Below are 17,675 nucleotides of genomic sequence, written 5' to 3'. Positions count from 1 at the left end.
CAACAATGAACCCAACGGCTACTCCTATTTAAAATCACACTGAACATTATATTTCGCCAGCATTTGCATTTCTTTTGATTCAACTACCTGCTTGATTAAATCCTGTTTAGTCATACTTGCGTACTGTTGCGGTAATGATGAGCGGTTTTGCTCAATCGCATCTGACATATCCTGAATATAACGCTGATTAATCTGACAATACTTTGCTTGCTGCTCAGGCGTAAATTGTGAGATTTGTGGATTCAGACTCCGTAAAAAGCTACGGATATCCTGTGCATATACACCACGAATTTTATCCACCGAGTTTGCATATTGCTCAATTGATGCTGCTGAGCTAATCCCCACACTGCTTATCGCAAAAATAAAAACTAAAATTTTCTTCATAAATGTTTTAACTTCTCAGCAGATCCTTACACTCGTCATCTTATCTTAATTCAATAAACTTTGGTTTATGCTCCAGAAAAAATTCTTCTGTCGGTGCAGGTATCTCTCCTGCTGTCACAGTACCGAGTCGCAAACGAATTACATCAGGCAAATCCTTTCGATAAGAATAGAGTGGACTGGCACAGTTTTGACAAAATACACGCGCCTTGTTGACTGTATGAAAATATTCTTTAAGTTGTTCTTTCCCAGAAATTAGCTCAAATTTGCTTTGCTCAATTGGACTGTTCCACCCTGCAATTGAACCTTGTGCCTGTTGGCAATGGCTGCAATAACATAAAATGCTGTTTTCAATTTCTCCATGATATTGATACCGCACTGCACCGCACAAACATTGCCCTTGAATCATGTGTCTTTCCTTGAATTATTTTAATCGGGATTAGAGTCGCATACGGCGCTCATCTTGCATCTGTTTTAAACGCGCATCTATCTTGGCTGACATCGCAATATTGCCTTTAGCCAACCGTTGTGCGTGTAGCATCGACTTAATTGCATTTTCTTCGTAACCCGACCAATACTCTGCCTCTGCACGATAACCTAATACATTGACTGCTTGTAATGGTGAACTTTTATCTAAATTGGTGGCTTGTTGCAGTAATTGCCAGCCTTCTATATCACGTTGGTTTTTATGGATAAAGCGCTGTACCAAAGTTTGTGCCTGTGCAACTTGCCCTTGGCGAATCAGAACTTCCGCCAACTTATAGGACAAGGCTCTATTCTCCGGCATGGTCTTCTGAATCGGATTAATTGTGGCATAGGCCTGATCCAACTTATTTTGACCCAAATAAATATCAGTTTGGATCAAAGGAATTAACACATGATTCTTGAGTTTCGGCTTCACTAAATCCAAATTGGCTTGTGCTTGTGCATAATCACCTTGTTCAAGATAGAACTTGCTCAATGCCAATTGAGCGGCAGTATTCTTTTGATTCGCCAGTGACTGCAATTGGATTTCTGTGGCCTGATTTGAAATCACCAAAGTGTAGAGTTTTAAAATTTCAAAATCGAGATCATAAATTTTTGATTTCACTTTCGGTAATTGATTGGCACGCAAACGTGCTTCACTCATACGCTCGGTGGTTAAAGGATGGGTAAACCAAAAGTCTGGTAAGAAGCTAACACGGCTGGTGGCACGATGCATGGTTTCAAAATAATCTGCCATGCTCTGTGGGTTATAACCTGCGGAATACATAAACTGCATACCGATACGATCCGCTTCACGCTCCTGATTACGACTATAACTCAACTGCTTATCCATCAATGCCGCTTGAGTCCCCATCATGACCGCTGCACCCGCATTGCCATCGGCTTGAGATGCAATAGCAGCCCCAACAAGAATTCCCGCCAATGCGAGCAAGCCCTGCCCCTTAAATGCTTCTTGAGAACGGCTATAGTGACGCTGTGCAACGTGCGCAATCTCATGCGCCATGACCCCTGCAATCTCATCCATATTCTTAGCTGAAGTAATCAAACCTGTATTCAAGGCAAATAGACCACCAGGAACGGCAAAGGCATTAATTTGGGGGTCTTTGATAATGACTAAACCAATCGGTTGACCAAGTTGGGTCTGGCTTAAAATGCCTGAAAAGACCTGCAAGAACTGATCTTCCAACCATGCATCTTGTATCGTTGGCATTTGACGATGCACTTCGCGATACACTTTCTCACCGATAAATTTTTCTTTTTGCTGATCGAGTAAACCTATACCGCTGCCAATTTCAGGCACTTCTGTTTGCCCAGCACTATGCGCAGGCAAAAAAACCTCAGTGTGACTCAGTTGAGTGGTGGCGAAAAGGCCACAGGCGAGCAGGAACGATCTCAAGTGGTTTCTCTATGATTTTAATAAAGAAATTTAATATAGCATTGAAAAAAGGAGAAAATTGCAACAAAGTGTTATAAAAGGCAGGAAAATCCTGCCTGACTTTATGATTTTTGCAAGTGAATGAATTACTCTGCCGCGACGTAACGCTGATCGACACTAAATTTCTCTGGGAATTTCGCATTGATCGTGGCATAAAAAGACATGATCTCGGTCATATCCTTTTCATAATCCCCTGTAGGATAAACAATTTTTCCTACACCTGTTTTTTTCTTGGCATAGTCCATATACGCGAGCGCAATCGGCACACCAGCTGTTATTGCGACATGATAAAAACCAGTTTTCCATTGTTCTTGTTTAGCACGTGTCCCTTCTGGGGTCACCAGCATGACTAACTTAGGATGAGTTTTAAACAGATCACTCATCAATTGAACCATACTTGGACGTTCTTGACCTTCATGCTTGGCACGACGATCAATGCCGATCCCCCCCATGGCACGCACAAAAGGACCAAATGGCAATTTCATATAACTGTCTTTGATGGTGAGACGAACATTAACACCCAAAGCCTTCAATGCCAAACGGGCATAGAGCGCATCCCAATTGCTGGTGTGCGGGGCAGCAATCATCACACATTGGTCAATATTTAAATCCCAATGATTGTCAATTTCCCAACCCATTAAACCCAAACTTTGTTCAGCTAATTTCTCGAACACCAGACACCCCAAGACGAAGTCACAAAGGGCGCAAGTGTACCAATATTAATCAACTTAAAAAGATGGAGCCGCACAATAATGCAGCAATCAAATGGTCAGCATTGTAAGCAATTATTCAAACTTCGGATTCACTAAATAGCGAGGTGTACGATCCTCTAAGGCATCAATCAAATTCTGATAAGCCAGCTTCACCATTTTCTGGCGTGTTTCAGCTGTCGCTGAACCTAAATGTGGTACGGTGACTGCATTTGCCAGTTCAAATAAGGGAGAGCTTTGCAACGGTTCTTTGGCATAAACATCCAATCCCGCAGCAAAAATTTTATGTTGTTGTAAGGCTTCGATTAAAGCATTTTCATCGACCACAGACCCTCGTGCAATATTGACGAAGACCGCATGTTTTTGCATCAACTCAAACTGTTCTACACTAATCAGTGCTTTTGATTCACTATTTAAATCGACTGCAACCACAATAAAATCAGATTGTTGCAATAACTGGTCTAAGTCGCGATATTGTGCATTGAAAGCTTGCGCTACTTCAATTTTTTCACGGCGGTTATGGTACAAAATATTCATATTGAAACCATAAAAACCACGACGGGCAATGGCAGCACCAATATTCCCCAGACCGATAATACCCAAGGTTTTACCAAAAATATCCACACCAAATTGTTCAGTCGATACGGTTCGTTTCCATTGACCTTGTTTGGTCCATGCATCTAAGTAAGGAATTTGCCGTGCGGCACTGAGCAATAAAGTAAACGCAAGATCAGCAGTTGTTTCTGTCAGTACGTGTGGGGTATTGGCAAGCCAAATTTTCTTTTGATTGAGATAGTCGACATCATAGTTATCGTAGCCAACCGATACGGTCGAAATAATTTTAAGTTTTTGTGCAGGCGCTAAGTTACTCTCATTGAGTAAACGCCCTGCACCAATCATGGCATCAGCATCCACCACTTCGGTTCGAATCTGCTCATTGATATCACCAAGCTTTGGATTGAGCACCACCACCTGATAATCTTGCTGTAACTGCGCTATCACGTCCTGATCTATTTGGCTGAATACAACGACTTTCTTCATGATTAAATTCCGATTTTTATTGCATGAGCTGCCACAACCGTTTTTTCAATACAGGTTGAGCCAGCATTTCTTCTAAACTCGCTAAATGTAATATATTGAAATGCTGAATAAAGTCTAGTTGACCTAAGCATAATATTTTTTTGTTATTTGCTGTCGCATCCAGGAAACCTTGGATATAAGACGACAATCCTCTGCTCTCTTGAAATGCAGTCAATGGAAATGGCCATTTCAATTCAGCATATTGCCCGAGTTTTGCCTTTTGAATATTTTGCCAGAGTTGGCGTTGAGCATCGCTGAGCTGGCTACTTGCTAATAAAATGGCGCAGTTCTCCAGCACATACATTTGTAGTTCAAATGCTTGAATCTGTGCTGTAATCACAACTTGTTCTTTTTCAGCAACAACTTCTTTAACAGCAGGCTTTGCAATAATGTCTTTAGGCTGAGGAGCTTCTTTTTCGGCGATCGCTAATGTTTGTCGCGATGCAACTTGAATTTCTTGTGGCGTTGGTGCGACATCTAATATCGGCATCAACGGCTGTGCGGTTTCTTCAACCACTTGATCTCGCCAGAGGCTCGGTGCAGTATTTTTTTGACATACCACTTCTCTAGGAATCCAAACATCTATTCCTAAAGTTGCCAATATGTTTCTTTGCTGCCCGATCATGTTACCTACTCGTTGTCTTGACTCACAGTGACTTGCAACACTGTAACAATACATAGTCTAGCATAAACCAAGCCCCGCTAAATGACTTCCTTTTGCTCAATCACATCAATACAAATTCGATTCTCGTTGGTTTAGGCAAGTATTCAATAACTATAAGCAAGTTTTCATTCATCGACTTTTAGACAATATTTCATCATTTTGTCGCTTTTAGTTTTTATTACTGTTGTATCGAATGCTCAAATGAAAAGGTTGACGCTCTCTATGCTTATTCTTTTTGCTATCGCTGTTGTTCTGCTCATTGCTGGCAGTGCCATCTATACCCAACAACCCCTATTCGGTAAAATCCCTTCTGGTAAACGCCTCCAATTGATCGAGAACTCTCCCAATTATCGACAAGGCCAATTCCGTAACCTGATCGAAAAATCTGGAATGAGTGAAGGTTCAAGTATCGCGGTAGAACTCTACAAAACCTTTATCAAAACCATTCCTCATCGCAATCCAATTGATCCGATTCCCTCAATTAAAACCAATTTGCTCAGCCTCGATCCCAAACAAGATGTCATTATTTGGTTTGGACACTCATCCGTATTCATGCAACTGCATGGTAAAACCTTTTTGATTGATCCAGTCATGAGCGGTAAAGCCTCTCCGTTCCCTTGGGGCACCCGTGCCTATAAAGGGACTGATATCTATACCGTTGAAGAGTTACCTAATATTGATTATCTACTGATTTCGCATGATCACTATGACCATCTGGATTATGAAACGACGCTCAAACTCAAGGATAAAGTCAAATATGTCATTACTGGTCTAGGTGTGGGCGAACATTTTGAGTACTGGGGTTATCCTAAAGATAAACTGATCGAAAGAGATTGGGGTGATCGAATCGAGTTTGATGATGGTATTAGCATTATTACCGAAACCACGCATCACGATTCTCGACGGGCTTTTGACGGTGGCAAAAATCTTTGGGTGTCTTTCGTGATTCAGTCTCCCAATAAAAAGATTTTCTATACGGGAGATGGTGGTTATGACAAACACTTTATCGAGATTGGACAGAAATACGGTCCTTTTGATTGGGCGCTGATGGAAAATGGTCAATACGATGCCGCATGGCGTTCTGTGCATTGCCATCCGGATGAAGTGGCGCAAGCGACTGAAGAACTGAATGCACGCAATATGATTCCTGTACATCATTCAAAATTCAGTTTGGCCAAGCACGCATGGGATGAACCAATTACCCGTATTGTCGAATATTCAAAAAATAGAAAATATCGCCTTGCCACCCCTATGATTGGCGAGTTGGTTGAACTGGATAATGAACAGCAACCCTTTAAACAATGGTGGCATAACATCCGCTAATTAAACTTTCTCAACAATGTTTAGCCTCATTTCCATGGGGCTTTTTAATTGACTGAACACAATCACGAGATAGAAAGTGGTCATTTAAACATAAAAAATCGGACAAACAGGCACCCTGCGTGTCCGATCCTACCAAGTGTCGGTAGTAAGGGGTATTTTTTTAAACAGCAACCTGTTGGGCTTTTAGATGCGCATCTTTTAATGCATCCACCTTTAAAGCAGGCATATCCAGACCTTCCGCATAAACGAAGCGCACGTCATGGATGCCCATTAAGCCCAAAACGGACTGTAGATAAGGCGTTACTGCATCCGTCACCTGCCCAAGGTGAATACCACCACGGCTGCTCATCACGATTGCCTTGACACCTTCAACCAAACCTTGAGGATAAGTTTCGGTATATCTAAAAGTATGGCGAGCACGCGCCACCAAATCGAACCAGTTCTTCAACTGTGTTGGTACATTCAGGTTGTACATCGGCGCACCGATTAACAATAGATCCGTTGCTTTAAGTTCTGCAATCAACTCATCCGATAACTGGACAATCTTTTGTATCGGTGCTGAAACATGCTCCGCACCACGCAGTGCATGGAAAATCTCAGCATCTAGTACAGGTAAGTTAAGCATGGTTAAATCACGAATGATCACTTCATCCTGTAAGCCTGTTTCTGCACGTTGTTTTAAAAATGCATCGATCAAACGGCTAGTCTGTGATTGATCACCCATTATGCTTGATTTCAATACCAACACTTTCGCCATGTTTGTTCTCCATATCTTGATAGAGCTATCTTACTATTACATTTTAATCTCCAGTAGTGATACTATTTCATTCAATTGATTCCCCAAATTCTACAATTATGCAAACTGAGCTGAGTACGATTTCAATCTTTGTGACTGTGGTCGAGGCAGGAAGCTTTAGCAATGCTGCTGAACAACTACATCTGACCCGCTCGGCGGTGAGTAAGAGCATTGCGCGTTTAGAACAACGTTTGGGCGTGACTTTATTTAAGCGCACCACTCGAACTCTCAGCTTAACAGCCGAAGGTACCCTGTTTTATGAACACAGTCAGCGTGCTATTGCAGAAATCCATGCTGCTGAAAGCTTGTTGGATCAGGGTAAAATCAGTGCAACGGGCTTATTAAGAATTTCGGCCCCAGTTCTGTTTGGACAACTCTATGTTGCCCCAATCATGATTGAACTGGCACAACAGCATGCTGATTTGCAGGTAGAACTCTCTTTTAATGACCGAACTGTCGATTTGGTCGAAGATGGTTTTGATTTAGCTATTCGTATCGGTGCTTTGCCAGATAGCCATCATTTGATTGCGAGAAAGCTAGGCGATCATCGAATGCTACTCTGTGCCACGCTAGAATATCTACAGCAATCAGGCACAATAAAGGACTTGGATGATCTACAACAGCACACGGCCATTGCTTATCCTTATTCTGGGTCCCCACCGAAGTGGCATCTTCAAGATGAACAAAAACAACTGTACACCATCAGACCTCAAGCAAAATTGTTGTTAAATGATATGTTGGCGATTAAAAATACAGTATTGTCACATCATGGTATTGCATGGCTCCCTGACTGGCTCATTCATAAAGAGCTGCAGGATGGCAGTTTAGTTCAAGTCTTACCCGAGTTTTCCAGTGTCGACTTCCCGATTCATGTGGTCTGGCCGAGTTTGTCTTATATGGCATTAAAAACACGTTTGGCGATTGATCAATTGGTGACGGTGCTATCACCTCAATTGAAAACCTCACATTTTCAACAATACTAATTTGTAATAAAAAAGGCAGGTTTAAGCCTGCCTTTGATGCGCATCATTGGATTTAAAGCTGTGCTGTAAAAATTATCTAACTCAAGATTTATCACGCAGCAAAAAATGAGTAAATAAGGGTTTAGTAATGATTAACACCAAATAGCCAATTATCCAATCTTTAAAACCTGATCCCAGTTAGTCAAATAACTCGGTGATTTATGATTTTGAGTCATACGCCATGCCCGCCCATGAGGTGTGATTAATCGCCCCAACGTCATGGTGTCTCGTCCGAACTTTTCATTAATTCCATCGAAGGTTGTAGAGAGGTTGCGACGAGCAATCAGTTCATCGGTATCATGGAATAAATCAACAGCATGACTATGCTGTGGAATAATGTCTAATAAAATCACTTCCGCTTTTTTGTAACGATGTCCAGCCTGAAAGATACGATCAAGCCCCTGCTGTACCGCCTTGATAATTTCTAAACGATCATCACTATAGTCAGACAAATATACGACCGTATAAGGTCGATAATACTGTTCCTTATTAAAGCGGTTAGTACGAATACTTACCCCAACCGCCTTACATAATAATTTCTGATGGCGTAAGCGCTCTATGGCACGTAAACTAAATTCGGTCAGTGCACCACTTAAATCACTTTTCTTTTGAATCGGCTGGCCAAATGAACGACTACTCAACACTTGTCGTCGATCAGTCACGACATCCTCAATCTCTAAGCAGGCCATGCCCTGTAATTCTTTGACGGTATTTTCCATCAGCACTGAAAAATACTTTCCCATCATTTTTGCATCTGCTTGCAGCAAATCCATCACCGAGTAGACATTCATTTTTTCCAAGCGTTGTCGAATCTTACGACCCACACCCCACACTTCCCCCACAGGCATATGCTGCAACAAATCTTCAATCACGCAGGGATCTTCCACAACGATATTACATACACTATTAAAACAGGCATGGGTCTTAGCGAGATTATTGGCGAGTTTTGCCTGAGTCTTGGAATAGCCAATGCCTATACAGCACGGCAAGCCCAACCAGTTTTTGATGGTATCCAAAATCTGATGAGCGTACACAGTCAAGTCATAACTTTGTTGGTAGGCAGTTAACTCTAGAAAGCATTCATCTATTGAATACACTTCCTGCTCGCATGGATCGACAAAGCTGCCCAATATATTCATGAAACGGCGCGACATTTCCGCATACAAGGCATAATTACTGGAAAAAACTTCAACCTGATGTTGCTGGATAATGTCCTCAATCTGAAATACGGGTACAGCCATCCGAATACCAAGCTGTTTCGCTTCATAGGAACGAGAAACCACACAACCATCGTTATTGGACAGTACCACCACAGGACGATTTTCCAGCTTTGGATTAAACACGCGCTCACAACTGACATAGCAGTTATTCACATCAATCAAAGCAAAAATACGTTGTGGTAGACTCATTGGCTTATCTCATCGGTTTCAAGTTATAGGTCACAACGCCCCAGATTAGTAACTCTTGGCCCTCGCTAATATAAATATTCTGGTAATCCGGATTCTCAGCTTTCAACCACACTTTAGGCGGGCTGAAATGGTGATCAACCATTAAACGCTTCACGGTAAAATCATTGTCAATCAAGGCAATCACAATATCCCCTGATTTGGCAGGAAGACTACGATCAACCACCAGAGGATCATCAATATCAATGCCCGCATCTAACATCGACAAAGAATTAGCTTTCACAATAAAAGTAGAATTTTCGTTACGAATTAAAAATTCATTTAAATCTAAAGCTTGTTCAACATGGTCTTGGGCAGGCGACGGAAAACCAGCGGCTACACGTTCTGTTGCCAGTGGAATATGATAAAGTCGATCATTCTTGGCTTGGACATTCTGTATTTTCATTGATGCAGTCAAATCAGTTTGAGTCCCCGTTTTGACATTATTCAGTAACCAATTTTTGATGAAATCAACTTGAGATTCAGGAACACGGATGACTTTGGTTGGCTCAGTGAACTGTGCCTTCCGCCCAGCATTGGTTCTTGCCCCTCCATGCTCAAATTCAGTTTTTTTGGACATAACTTCCCCCTACCCAAGCTTAAAATACTTTCAAATAATTTAACTTGAAAAAGTTACAAATTCAAGTTGACGTACAATTAATTTTGCATAACAATAAATCCATAGATCAGATTTTAGCTTGTTTCACTTAGACAAGGATGTATAAGACAAACTAAAATTAATGTTTCAAATGAATGACTTATTGTATTTTTGATCAATTTAAAAATGTTAAGCCATTGATCTAATTCATTAATCTATTTGATCTCTCAGCAGTTAGGTTTTATTCAAATATTTTTGATGTGGAGACATGAAAAATGAACAATCGACGTGATGCTATTCTTGGTTATGCTGACGAACAACATGCTTTCTTTATTCGGCTAATCGAGAACAATACTGTGTTAGGTGATAGCTACGGACTATTTTGTGACAACCAAAATAGTGAAGCCGCAGAAAGTATTATGACCACACTTTTTTTAAAGAAATCTTTTTGGCTCAATGGTTCAGAGTTTAATGACATTGTTAAAGGGCTTAACCCAATTCATTGATAAAAATATATCGATTCAGTATGACCCGACTATAAAAAGAGCTTGTACATGATCTCACTTAACAAGCTCTTTATTTTCAACTTAAATACGCTTCAACTTGTACATTATTTTAATACTCTCAAATAAAAACCCACCGATTGTAATCGCATCAGTGGGTCTTTTTTAAGGTTGAATCATCGGTTTAAATTCAGATAAATCTTTTGTCATTTACAGGTGCAACCAACTTATAGATTTTTCCATCGATATCACTCTCAAACAATAAGTCAATATTTGGAAAAATGATATTTCCTTCTACTTCAATATGTTCAACCCGTTTAAAAAAAGGAATATCACGGTCTTCTAAATCATTCAGCTGTGCAACGACAATCGATTCATTTTCTTCTTGGTCCTTGACGATGACTGTAATCTTATCCATAACAGTTCTCCTAATATGTATAGTTCATAGGACTATGGGAAATTTTCAATAACTTGTCGATAAAATCGTTGTAACAAGAATTATAAGTATTATCTTTTTATTTTTTAAATTGCTAAACCATTGAAATTAACTTTTAATTTATAAATTTCGTTAATATTTATTTAACCAAGCAGTTACAGTTTACTGAAAAACGTATCAAAATAATTCGTCAGGGCTTCTTTACTAGGCATCTGAAATTAATGAGCTGCTTAACATTTATCAATGAAATTTTCAGCCATTTACAAGATGCTCATATCAAAATGAGCACATTAGAATTCCAGCACTTATCCAGTACTAGGTCCGCTATGACGACACGAAGACATCAGGATATTGAAATTGTGAGTAATACCATTTTCAAATACCTTATATCCAATCAAGAATTATTGAGCCATGTCATTCATTGCCTTGAATACCAGGAATTTAGTGATGGAGAGTTGATTGCCTATGCGGGTAAGAATGTCGATGGATTCAGCATCATTACCTCAGGGATAGTCCGCTACTACTACACAATGTTGGATGGTAAAGAACGAAATAAAGCCTTCTTTACTCAGGGTCAACTCATTGGTTCATTAAGTGCATACTTAACCTGTCAGACGCTTCCTTTTAGCATTCAGGCATTAGGTGATGTCCGACTTTATAAAATCCCCCTTGAGCTGATTGAATCATTAAGAGAAAAGTATCCGACAGAAGTTGAACTATTTATTGGTCGAGTCGCAAAAGAATTATTTATACGTAATGAACAACGGGAAGCAATGCTGCTCACGGCCAATGCAGAACAGAGATATCACTGGGTGCTGGCGAATGAACCGTGGCTTGTCGACCAAGTGGCTCAATATCATTTGGCCTCGTATTTAGGGATAGAAGCAGAGTCACTATCACGAATCAAAAAGAAATTTTCGGACTAATCTATTTGGGGCTTAAAGCATGGTGAGTTTAAGAGCATATACCGCGATCACATTATTTGGCTGGCAAAAAAAATTACTGTTATTGCATCCCAATAATACCAAATTGATGCGGAGAATCTTCGAACAAGGTACCAGCATTGTTCCGATACCCAGTCAGTTGAGCTTTGAACATAGCCATATCGAAAACTTGCCTATTCTTAGCATCCATAATCAATCGACGAATAAAGTCAAAGGCCGCATTTTATTTTATATTCATGGCGGTGGTTTCGTCATCGGTAGCCCACACAGTTATCGTGCCTACGTCGGGACCTTGTGCAAACTTGCCAAAGCAGAACTTGCCTATTTACCAGATTATCGTTTAGCTCCAGAACATCCCTACCCAGCAGCACTAGAAGATGTCTTGTTGGCATGGCAAAGTTTATCCGACAAATTTCCAGCGCATGAAATTTTACTTGCTGGAGACTCCGCAGGTGGAAACTTGGCCTTAGCATTGAGTATTATCCTGAGAGATAAACAACTCAACATGCCTAAAAAAATCTACTTACAATCCCCGTGGTTAGACTTGACCTTAAGCTCATTGAGTCATGCCAGACAAGACAAACGCGATCCGTTTCTGGGCACCTATTTTTTGGAACGGGATTTTGCAAGACATTATGCCAAAGACCATATCCGGAATGATCCATTATTATCACCGTTGTATGCTGATTTTACAGGTCTTCCACCGCTACTGGTACAAGTCGGTTCTCGGGAGGTTTTACTTGATGATAGTCGTGAATTTGCAAAAAGAGCGAAGGCTGTTGATGTTTCGGTCACCTTATCGATTTGGACCGGAATGTGGCATGCATGGCCACAAATTCCATTTGTTCCAGAGAGTAGAAACGCATTAATCGAGGCTGGAAAATGGTTAGACCATAGTCGAAAGCAAACGAGTAACCAAGAGTTTGCTTATAAATAAATACAACGGCTAACAGCTCAAATTACTTTCTATTTACTTCTGTTCTTTAAACAGCCACATTGTATGAATAAATTTTTGCTTGGTATCCCAAGGTGTTAAATGAATTGAGCTTTCGTAATGAATTAGCCTAAAGTCCTCGCCAAGTCTCTGTGCTAACTTTTCCACACTATAACGCTCTACAGGCAAGCCACTACACTGTGTTGGGCCATCTTCGGCAAAGGAAGAAATCATCAAAAATCCATTTTGCTTCAAGGCATGCCGTACATTTTTTAGATATTGCGCTTGGTGCTCTTCTGTCACCATAAAATGAAATACTGCTCGATCGTGCCATACATCAAAAAACTGAGGCGCAAGTTCAACTGTACAAACATCTGCAACCAACCAATGAATTTGACTACTCTCTAAATTCTTCTCTATTAATCTTGCTTGAGTTGTCTTCAATGCGGTTTCAGATAGATCAAGCACATGCAGATTTTTATAACCCGACTCGATCAGCTGATCAATGAGCAGTGATGCACCGCTTCCAACATCAATAATTTTTGCATCAGGGGATAGATTCTGAGATTGGATCAGCGCTAGTGTTTTATGATCTTGTTGCTGATACCAACTGACTTGATCAGCCTGCTTCAATTGATAGACATCTTCCCAGTAATTTCTGCTCATTTGAGTGTCCTTCTCAGCACTGATCGGACACTCCATCATCAGCACAATGAAAAATTATCTTGTGATTATGGCACTGGCGCAAACAGAGTGATAGCTACCGAATTAATTTGTCCCAAGACATCAAACAAAATCTACTTCTGTGTCATCTCATTAGGTGTCTGTTTTTTATTTTTAGTATTATCGTCCGACTGTTCTCGACTTTTTTCCATTTCATTTTTTAGCTCAAGGTATTGTCTTGCTTCTTCTCGACGATGTATTCCACCTAGTTTTAAGGCCTGAGTATCAACTTCTTCATCAATATCCGCTTTTTTGGTCGACTGCTTAATCAGGGAATTCTCACGTTTTTCTGTTAAGGGATTTTTTGAAAGGCTTTGTTCTTCGTTCATGTCTACTGGCATTTCAGCTGCACAAATGACCGTTGATACAATCAGAACCGACATCAAACATAGTATTCTTCTCATGCTTATGCCCTAGCTGTTTTCTAATTTTAATGCGTTATATTAGCATGTTAGTTTGAATTTGGAGATTTAAATTTTCCATAAAGCTGTATAAAAATGACGTTGTTCTGCTCGATATAAAGGATTCAATTCATATCCCAACTTATTCGCAAAAATAGCGTTCTCTGAGGATTTTTGCAAAATAATTCACCTCATTTAAATAGCTTCGATCAGCATAAACAATCCCTACGTTTAAACTGACATTAAAATCTTCGACCGCCACAATTTCGAGATCCGAGTTAAATGCAGGGTGCTGATCAATAAAAGGCTTTGGGAAAATTCCCAAACCATCTCCATTTAAAATACTGTGTAACTGCGGTTCTATCCCAAAAATTTCTTTATTTGCATATAGGAACAACTTTCGTTCTTTTAGTTCTTTATTTAAGCACTCTCTAAAGCAACATCCTTCAGGGTGGATCACCCAACCTTTCCGACTGCATCGCTCCAAACTGGTATGTTCTTTAACGCCACTTCTGACTGAAACCACAACTAAAGGTAAAGTCCCAATATTCAAGAAAAATAAATGGCTAGAAAGATTAAGATTGGAAGGAATCATTACAATTGCAAGCGGCAACTCACTCTCCGCGACTTGCTGAATCAGACTTCGCCCCCAACCGCTTTGTATTTCAACACTAGTTAAATAATGGTCGTGCTTATACCTTTCATAAATATACTCTGAGAGATCATCCACCAAGGTAATTGGAACACCGATGTTGATTTTTTCTTGATTTGTAAGGACCTCTTGCTGATGAAAATACTCTAATTGTTCCATTTGCTCGAGGATATAGCGACCTTTAAAGTAGACTTTCTCTCCCAAATGGGTGAGTTGTAAAGGTCGGCTTTTACGATTGAATAGCTTTCCTTTTAGCTTTTTCTCAATATTATTGATGCGTTTGGTTACAGTGGATTGATCAATACCAAGTTTTTCTGAAGTTACAGTTAAAGAAGAGTTTTCAACAGCATATATAAACGTTTCTAAATCTTTAATTTCTAACACTTTAACACTCATTCATCTGTTGTTCAGACGCGCTCAAAATCAATTCCATCACTGGCTTTACATTTCAGTATAATGCACCACATGAATTTGCTCATTCATACCAAATCATCAGACTCGATACAAACTCCTGCTTCAACAGAAAAGCCCTTATTTTATCTAGCCATATGGGCTACCAGTTCCCTCGACGATGATTGGTTACCCAACGATACATGCCTTGAATATTCGGTATTTTCATCGTACTGAAACCAATCCAGTTCTGAACTTCGGAGCTGAATTTGACATTACGATAGAGTTGATCCCACGACTGGCCTGCACGAACCAAATCCAAAACTTGTTGATGCAAATCGACAATATACTGACGCAATGCGATCTGATCTTCACGTGTGGCAGGGCTATAATGCCCAACATCAATAAAATCGACATCTTGCTTGATCACCCAATCCAAGGTATCAATCCAGCCAGTGTAATAAAAATCTAAGAAATCATTGTATGGCATGCTTTTACTTTCACACACATCGGTACACTGCAACGCTTTGTATTTTGGAAACAGTACCATGACCATACTGTCTGAATGGCTTGGTGCAACGTAATGTAATAAAACCTCTTCGCCCCCTAGGCTAATCTTCATGTCCTGATCAAAAACGCGATCTGGTAATGCTGTGGCTAACTTTTCCCCCACGATCGGTTCAAGACTACGTTGATTAGCAACAATGGTTGCACCATCCGCTTTAAATATCTGTCCACCACTAATATGGTCCGCATGTGCATGGGTATAGACCACATATTTTACAGGCACATCAAAACGTTTCTTTATTTCATCTTTTAGCCATGTCGATGTGCAGGTCATCGCTGGATCAATCACCAAAGCACCTTCTTTAGTGATCAAAACCAAACCGCTATGTACGGCTAAGCCTGCGCCCGTGGTATGTCGATATAGATTACCTTTGACTTGGACTAAACTTCTTGGATTATCTGGACACGAGGCTGCTGTAAAATCAGTTAGCACAGGACGGTTCTGATACAGCGAATGATCTACAGAAATTCCATTATCTTTTGCGAAAGCAGAACTCAGAGGCAATGACAGCAATAATGCTACAAAAAATTTATTGCCCCAAAATGCGCTAATCCTTTGATTTTTAAATGTGCCCATCGATAAGACCTGCCTTGATTTCACGGAGATCAATCTAACAAGTTCCGCCCCCTGACAAAACCCGCAAAAATCACAATATACTGTCCTAAAATTGGCAACAATACAGGCCTAGTGCGTCATGCAAAAATTGGATGATCTGTTGTTATTTGCTGAAGTTGTCGAACACGCTGGTTTTTCTGCTGCGGCACGTAATCTGGGCTTACAGCGCTCAAAACTCAGTCGACATATTGCTGACCTTGAAAATAGAATTGGGGTTCGTCTATTACATCGAAATACAAGGAATGTTGCGCTTACACCAGCTGGTGAAGAAGTTTATATTCATGCAAAAGCATTAAAACAGGCAGCACAAAATGCTTATGCTGTTGCAACTGATCTAACAGGCGAGCCTAAAGGCACATTAAGAATCGGTTGCTCTTCAACCTTTGCCCAAGAAGCATTGCTGCCTATTCTGGATTTATTCCTGCATGAATATCCAAAAGTACGTCTGATCATCAATACATCAGACCACAATATTGATTTGATCAGCGCACAAGTCGATCTAGTTTTCAGGATTTCCTCCAAACTGCTGAATGACTCTAGTCTGATTATTCGCCCAGTCTGTGATTTAGCAATGGTGCTGGTTGCAAGTCAGCACTATATGAATGGTAAAAAACCTATTCAGCATCCAGAGCAACTCAAGGACTTAAACTTTATCGCACTTGAGGTTCAAAACAGCATGGTATCTAAAGTATTCTTAAACCCAAATAATGACCTGAATATAGTGCAACTGGAACCTTATATTCGCTGTGGCAATATGTCTGTGCTTAAATCAGTGGTACAACAAGACATGGGGGTTGCAGTTCTGCCTCTATATTTATGTATTGATGAGTTAAAATCTGGCCAATTTGTCAATGTATTTGATGCTCATTCAACATGGTTCCCTCAAGCATCTCTTTTGAATGCACTTATTCCAACTCGACAAAATGTATTACTCACAACCAAACTGTTTTTAGATTTTTCAATTCCGCGATTACGGCACAAACTACATCTAGCATTAAGCGACTAAGTGATTCCTTTTTTTGAACCCAGTCATCCCGAATAATGTTATTTAATATCAAATTACTATTATTCTTATTCGTCATATAGGGAACAGCTACATTTTCCGAACATATTATAAATAAAGTCAACCGGTGCATCGATCGGATATACATCCCGATCAAGCAAGTAGAAAATTTCTCCTTCATCTAATATGGTTAAAATTTTGTTTTTCCGTTTTAAGATAATGCCGTGTTTTATTATTTTCTGAATTTCTTCTGCATCAATTTTAAACTGATAAAAGAAAACAATTTGGCCTGTTTTCAAATTATCTGGGTCAATTTTTTTGTACTTTCCACAGGTCAAGCAAATCCATTTTTTCATTATCAATGCTCTGCAAAAAGCTCCCTTTATTGTATAAAAAGCATTCACTGAAAAATTAACATCAAAGCATTAAAAAATTATCATTTAGTGAAAATTTAAATATTTAAGCATATTAGGACATGGTTATCTTCTATTAGGTATCGGTACAGATGCTCAGAGTACTCGTCACATCTGTATCTGCTGGATAAAAGCTAAAGTTTATTTGAAATA

21 protein-coding genes are annotated in these 17,675 nt (G+C 39.9%); 6 read left to right on the top strand and 15 right to left on the bottom strand.

The window, feature by feature from the left end:
* Positions 1–24: 24 nt before the first annotated feature.
* From A7P55_RS09985 to A7P55_RS09960, 6 genes are all read right to left on the bottom strand, one after another.
* Complete coding sequence (locus A7P55_RS09985; protein ID WP_171551982.1) at positions 25–384, bottom strand: hypothetical protein; 360 nt, start codon at positions 382–384, stop codon at positions 25–27.
* A gap of 40 nt (positions 385–424) precedes the next feature.
* Positions 425–790 (bottom strand): GFA family protein, encoded by a 366-nt coding sequence (locus tag A7P55_RS09980; RefSeq protein ID WP_171551981.1) that lies wholly within the window; start codon positions 788–790, stop codon positions 425–427.
* A 30-nt stretch (positions 791–820) separates the two neighbouring features.
* Positions 821–2,263 (bottom strand): M48 family metalloprotease, encoded by a 1,443-nt coding sequence (locus A7P55_RS09975; RefSeq protein WP_171551980.1) that lies wholly within the window; start codon positions 2,261–2,263, stop codon positions 821–823.
* A gap of 125 nt (positions 2,264–2,388) precedes the next feature.
* On the bottom strand, positions 2,389–2,976 hold the full coding sequence (locus A7P55_RS09970; protein WP_004808338.1) for a 1-acyl-sn-glycerol-3-phosphate acyltransferase: 588 nt from the start codon (positions 2,974–2,976) through the stop codon (positions 2,389–2,391).
* A 111-nt stretch (positions 2,977–3,087) separates the two neighbouring features.
* Entirely contained in the window at positions 3,088–4,053 is a 966-nt protein-coding gene (locus A7P55_RS09965) for a D-glycerate dehydrogenase (protein ID WP_171551979.1), read from the bottom strand.
* Positions 4,054–4,069: 16 nt separating this feature from the next.
* A complete protein-coding gene (locus A7P55_RS09960) occupies positions 4,070–4,717 on the bottom strand; it encodes a hypothetical protein (RefSeq protein WP_171551978.1) in 648 nt (215 codons plus the stop codon).
* Between the two features lie 261 nt (positions 4,718–4,978).
* Between A7P55_RS09960 and A7P55_RS09955 the strand changes: the two genes are divergently transcribed.
* Positions 4,979–6,079 (top strand): MBL fold metallo-hydrolase, encoded by a 1,101-nt coding sequence (locus tag A7P55_RS09955; protein WP_171551977.1) that lies wholly within the window; start codon positions 4,979–4,981, stop codon positions 6,077–6,079.
* A 160-nt stretch (positions 6,080–6,239) separates the two neighbouring features.
* Here the strand turns inward: A7P55_RS09955 and A7P55_RS09950 are convergent, their stop codons facing one another.
* Positions 6,240–6,836 carry an NAD(P)H-dependent oxidoreductase gene (locus tag A7P55_RS09950; RefSeq protein WP_171551976.1) on the bottom strand — a complete coding sequence of 199 codons (597 nt, stop codon included), beginning with the start codon at positions 6,834–6,836 and terminating at the stop codon, positions 6,240–6,242.
* A gap of 98 nt (positions 6,837–6,934) precedes the next feature.
* On the opposite strand from A7P55_RS09950, the gene A7P55_RS09945 reads away from it, so the two are divergent.
* Positions 6,935–7,858 (top strand): LysR family transcriptional regulator, encoded by a 924-nt coding sequence (locus tag A7P55_RS09945; RefSeq protein ID WP_171551975.1) that lies wholly within the window; start codon positions 6,935–6,937, stop codon positions 7,856–7,858.
* A gap of 149 nt (positions 7,859–8,007) precedes the next feature.
* Here the strand turns inward: A7P55_RS09945 and A7P55_RS09940 are convergent, their stop codons facing one another.
* The gene (locus A7P55_RS09940; RefSeq protein WP_171551974.1) at positions 8,008–9,306 is read right to left on the bottom strand and encodes a Y-family DNA polymerase; all 1,299 of its coding nucleotides are present in this window, start codon (positions 9,304–9,306) and stop codon (positions 8,008–8,010) included.
* A gap of 4 nt (positions 9,307–9,310) precedes the next feature.
* Positions 9,311–9,922, bottom strand: coding sequence for a translesion error-prone DNA polymerase V autoproteolytic subunit (gene umuD / locus A7P55_RS09935; RefSeq protein ID WP_171551973.1), 612 nt, complete (start codon positions 9,920–9,922; stop codon positions 9,311–9,313).
* A 293-nt stretch (positions 9,923–10,215) separates the two neighbouring features.
* Here umuD and A7P55_RS09930 point away from each other — a divergent pair, with 293 nt between their 5' ends.
* Positions 10,216–10,446 carry a hypothetical protein gene (locus A7P55_RS09930; protein ID WP_004652770.1) on the top strand — a complete coding sequence of 77 codons (231 nt, stop codon included), beginning with the start codon at positions 10,216–10,218 and terminating at the stop codon, positions 10,444–10,446.
* 187 nt (positions 10,447–10,633) lie between these two features.
* On the opposite strand, the gene A7P55_RS09925 is transcribed toward A7P55_RS09930, so the two are convergent.
* Entirely contained in the window at positions 10,634–10,861 is a 228-nt protein-coding gene (locus A7P55_RS09925; RefSeq protein WP_171551972.1) for a hypothetical protein, read from the bottom strand.
* Between the two features lie 344 nt (positions 10,862–11,205).
* On the opposite strand from A7P55_RS09925, the gene A7P55_RS09920 reads away from it, so the two are divergent.
* Both A7P55_RS09920 and A7P55_RS09915 read left to right on the top strand, forming a co-directional pair.
* Positions 11,206–11,805, top strand: coding sequence for a Crp/Fnr family transcriptional regulator (locus A7P55_RS09920; RefSeq protein ID WP_171551971.1), 600 nt, complete (start codon positions 11,206–11,208; stop codon positions 11,803–11,805).
* A gap of 19 nt (positions 11,806–11,824) precedes the next feature.
* Positions 11,825–12,760, top strand: a complete 936-nt coding sequence (locus tag A7P55_RS09915; RefSeq protein ID WP_171551970.1) for an alpha/beta hydrolase — start codon at positions 11,825–11,827, stop codon at positions 12,758–12,760.
* Positions 12,761–12,793: 33 nt separating this feature from the next.
* Here the strand turns inward: A7P55_RS09915 and A7P55_RS09910 are convergent, their stop codons facing one another.
* The 4 genes from A7P55_RS09910 to A7P55_RS09895 form a co-directional block, all read right to left on the bottom strand.
* Positions 12,794–13,423, bottom strand: a complete 630-nt coding sequence (locus A7P55_RS09910; protein ID WP_171551969.1) for a class I SAM-dependent methyltransferase — start codon at positions 13,421–13,423, stop codon at positions 12,794–12,796.
* 131 nt (positions 13,424–13,554) lie between these two features.
* On the bottom strand, positions 13,555–13,884 hold the full coding sequence (locus A7P55_RS09905) for a hypothetical protein (RefSeq protein WP_171551968.1): 330 nt from the start codon (positions 13,882–13,884) through the stop codon (positions 13,555–13,557).
* 139 nt (positions 13,885–14,023) lie between these two features.
* Positions 14,024–14,929 (bottom strand): LysR family transcriptional regulator, encoded by a 906-nt coding sequence (locus tag A7P55_RS09900; RefSeq protein WP_171551967.1) that lies wholly within the window; start codon positions 14,927–14,929, stop codon positions 14,024–14,026.
* Between the two features lie 157 nt (positions 14,930–15,086).
* Entirely contained in the window at positions 15,087–16,067 is a 981-nt protein-coding gene (locus tag A7P55_RS09895) for an MBL fold metallo-hydrolase (RefSeq protein ID WP_171551966.1), read from the bottom strand.
* A gap of 118 nt (positions 16,068–16,185) precedes the next feature.
* On the opposite strand from A7P55_RS09895, the gene A7P55_RS09890 reads away from it, so the two are divergent.
* Positions 16,186–17,112, top strand: a complete 927-nt coding sequence (locus A7P55_RS09890) for a LysR substrate-binding domain-containing protein (RefSeq protein WP_171551965.1) — start codon at positions 16,186–16,188, stop codon at positions 17,110–17,112.
* Positions 17,113–17,177: 65 nt separating this feature from the next.
* Here A7P55_RS09890 and A7P55_RS09885 read toward each other — a convergent pair whose 3' ends face one another.
* Complete coding sequence (locus tag A7P55_RS09885; RefSeq protein WP_171551964.1) at positions 17,178–17,465, bottom strand: hypothetical protein; 288 nt, start codon at positions 17,463–17,465, stop codon at positions 17,178–17,180.
* Between the last annotated feature and the right edge of the window lie 210 nt (positions 17,466–17,675).

Source organism: Acinetobacter sp. Ac_5812, from assembly GCF_013072695.1.
GTDB lineage: Bacteria > Pseudomonadota > Gammaproteobacteria > Pseudomonadales > Moraxellaceae > Acinetobacter.
Note: the sequence above shows the minus strand (reverse complement) of the source record. Positions and strands in the feature narration are given on the sequence as shown.

Excerpts from the sequence above, each read along its gene's own strand:
- A7P55_RS09985 (WP_171551982.1), bottom strand. The coding sequence starts at position 384 with ATGAAGAAAATTTTAGTTTTTATTTTTGCGATAAGCAGTGTGGGGATT.
- A7P55_RS09980 (WP_171551981.1), bottom strand. The coding sequence starts at position 790 with ATGATTCAAGGGCAATGTTTGTGCGGTGCAGTGCGGTATCAATATCAT.
- A7P55_RS09965 (WP_171551979.1), bottom strand. The coding sequence starts at position 4,053 with ATGAAGAAAGTCGTTGTATTCAGCCAAATAGATCAGGACGTGATAGCG.
- A7P55_RS09960 (WP_171551978.1), bottom strand. The coding sequence starts at position 4,717 with ATGATCGGGCAGCAAAGAAACATATTGGCAACTTTAGGAATAGATGTT.
- A7P55_RS09955 (WP_171551977.1), top strand. The coding sequence starts at position 4,979 with ATGCTTATTCTTTTTGCTATCGCTGTTGTTCTGCTCATTGCTGGCAGT.
- A7P55_RS09950 (WP_171551976.1), bottom strand. The coding sequence starts at position 6,836 with ATGGCGAAAGTGTTGGTATTGAAATCAAGCATAATGGGTGATCAATCA.
- A7P55_RS09945 (WP_171551975.1), top strand. The coding sequence starts at position 6,935 with ATGCAAACTGAGCTGAGTACGATTTCAATCTTTGTGACTGTGGTCGAG.
- A7P55_RS09940 (WP_171551974.1), bottom strand. The coding sequence starts at position 9,306 with ATGAGTCTACCACAACGTATTTTTGCTTTGATTGATGTGAATAACTGC.
- umuD (WP_171551973.1), bottom strand. The coding sequence starts at position 9,922 with ATGTCCAAAAAAACTGAATTTGAGCATGGAGGGGCAAGAACCAATGCT.
- A7P55_RS09930 (WP_004652770.1), top strand. The coding sequence starts at position 10,216 with ATGAACAATCGACGTGATGCTATTCTTGGTTATGCTGACGAACAACAT.
- A7P55_RS09925 (WP_171551972.1), bottom strand. The coding sequence starts at position 10,861 with ATGGATAAGATTACAGTCATCGTCAAGGACCAAGAAGAAAATGAATCG.
- A7P55_RS09920 (WP_171551971.1), top strand. The coding sequence starts at position 11,206 with ATGACGACACGAAGACATCAGGATATTGAAATTGTGAGTAATACCATT.
- A7P55_RS09915 (WP_171551970.1), top strand. The coding sequence starts at position 11,825 with ATGGTGAGTTTAAGAGCATATACCGCGATCACATTATTTGGCTGGCAA.
- A7P55_RS09910 (WP_171551969.1), bottom strand. The coding sequence starts at position 13,423 with ATGAGCAGAAATTACTGGGAAGATGTCTATCAATTGAAGCAGGCTGAT.
- A7P55_RS09905 (WP_171551968.1), bottom strand. The coding sequence starts at position 13,884 with ATGAGAAGAATACTATGTTTGATGTCGGTTCTGATTGTATCAACGGTC.
- A7P55_RS09900 (WP_171551967.1), bottom strand. The coding sequence starts at position 14,929 with ATGAGTGTTAAAGTGTTAGAAATTAAAGATTTAGAAACGTTTATATAT.
- A7P55_RS09895 (WP_171551966.1), bottom strand. The coding sequence starts at position 16,067 with ATGGGCACATTTAAAAATCAAAGGATTAGCGCATTTTGGGGCAATAAA.
- A7P55_RS09890 (WP_171551965.1), top strand. The coding sequence starts at position 16,186 with ATGCAAAAATTGGATGATCTGTTGTTATTTGCTGAAGTTGTCGAACAC.
- A7P55_RS09885 (WP_171551964.1), bottom strand. The coding sequence starts at position 17,465 with ATGAAAAAATGGATTTGCTTGACCTGTGGAAAGTACAAAAAAATTGAC.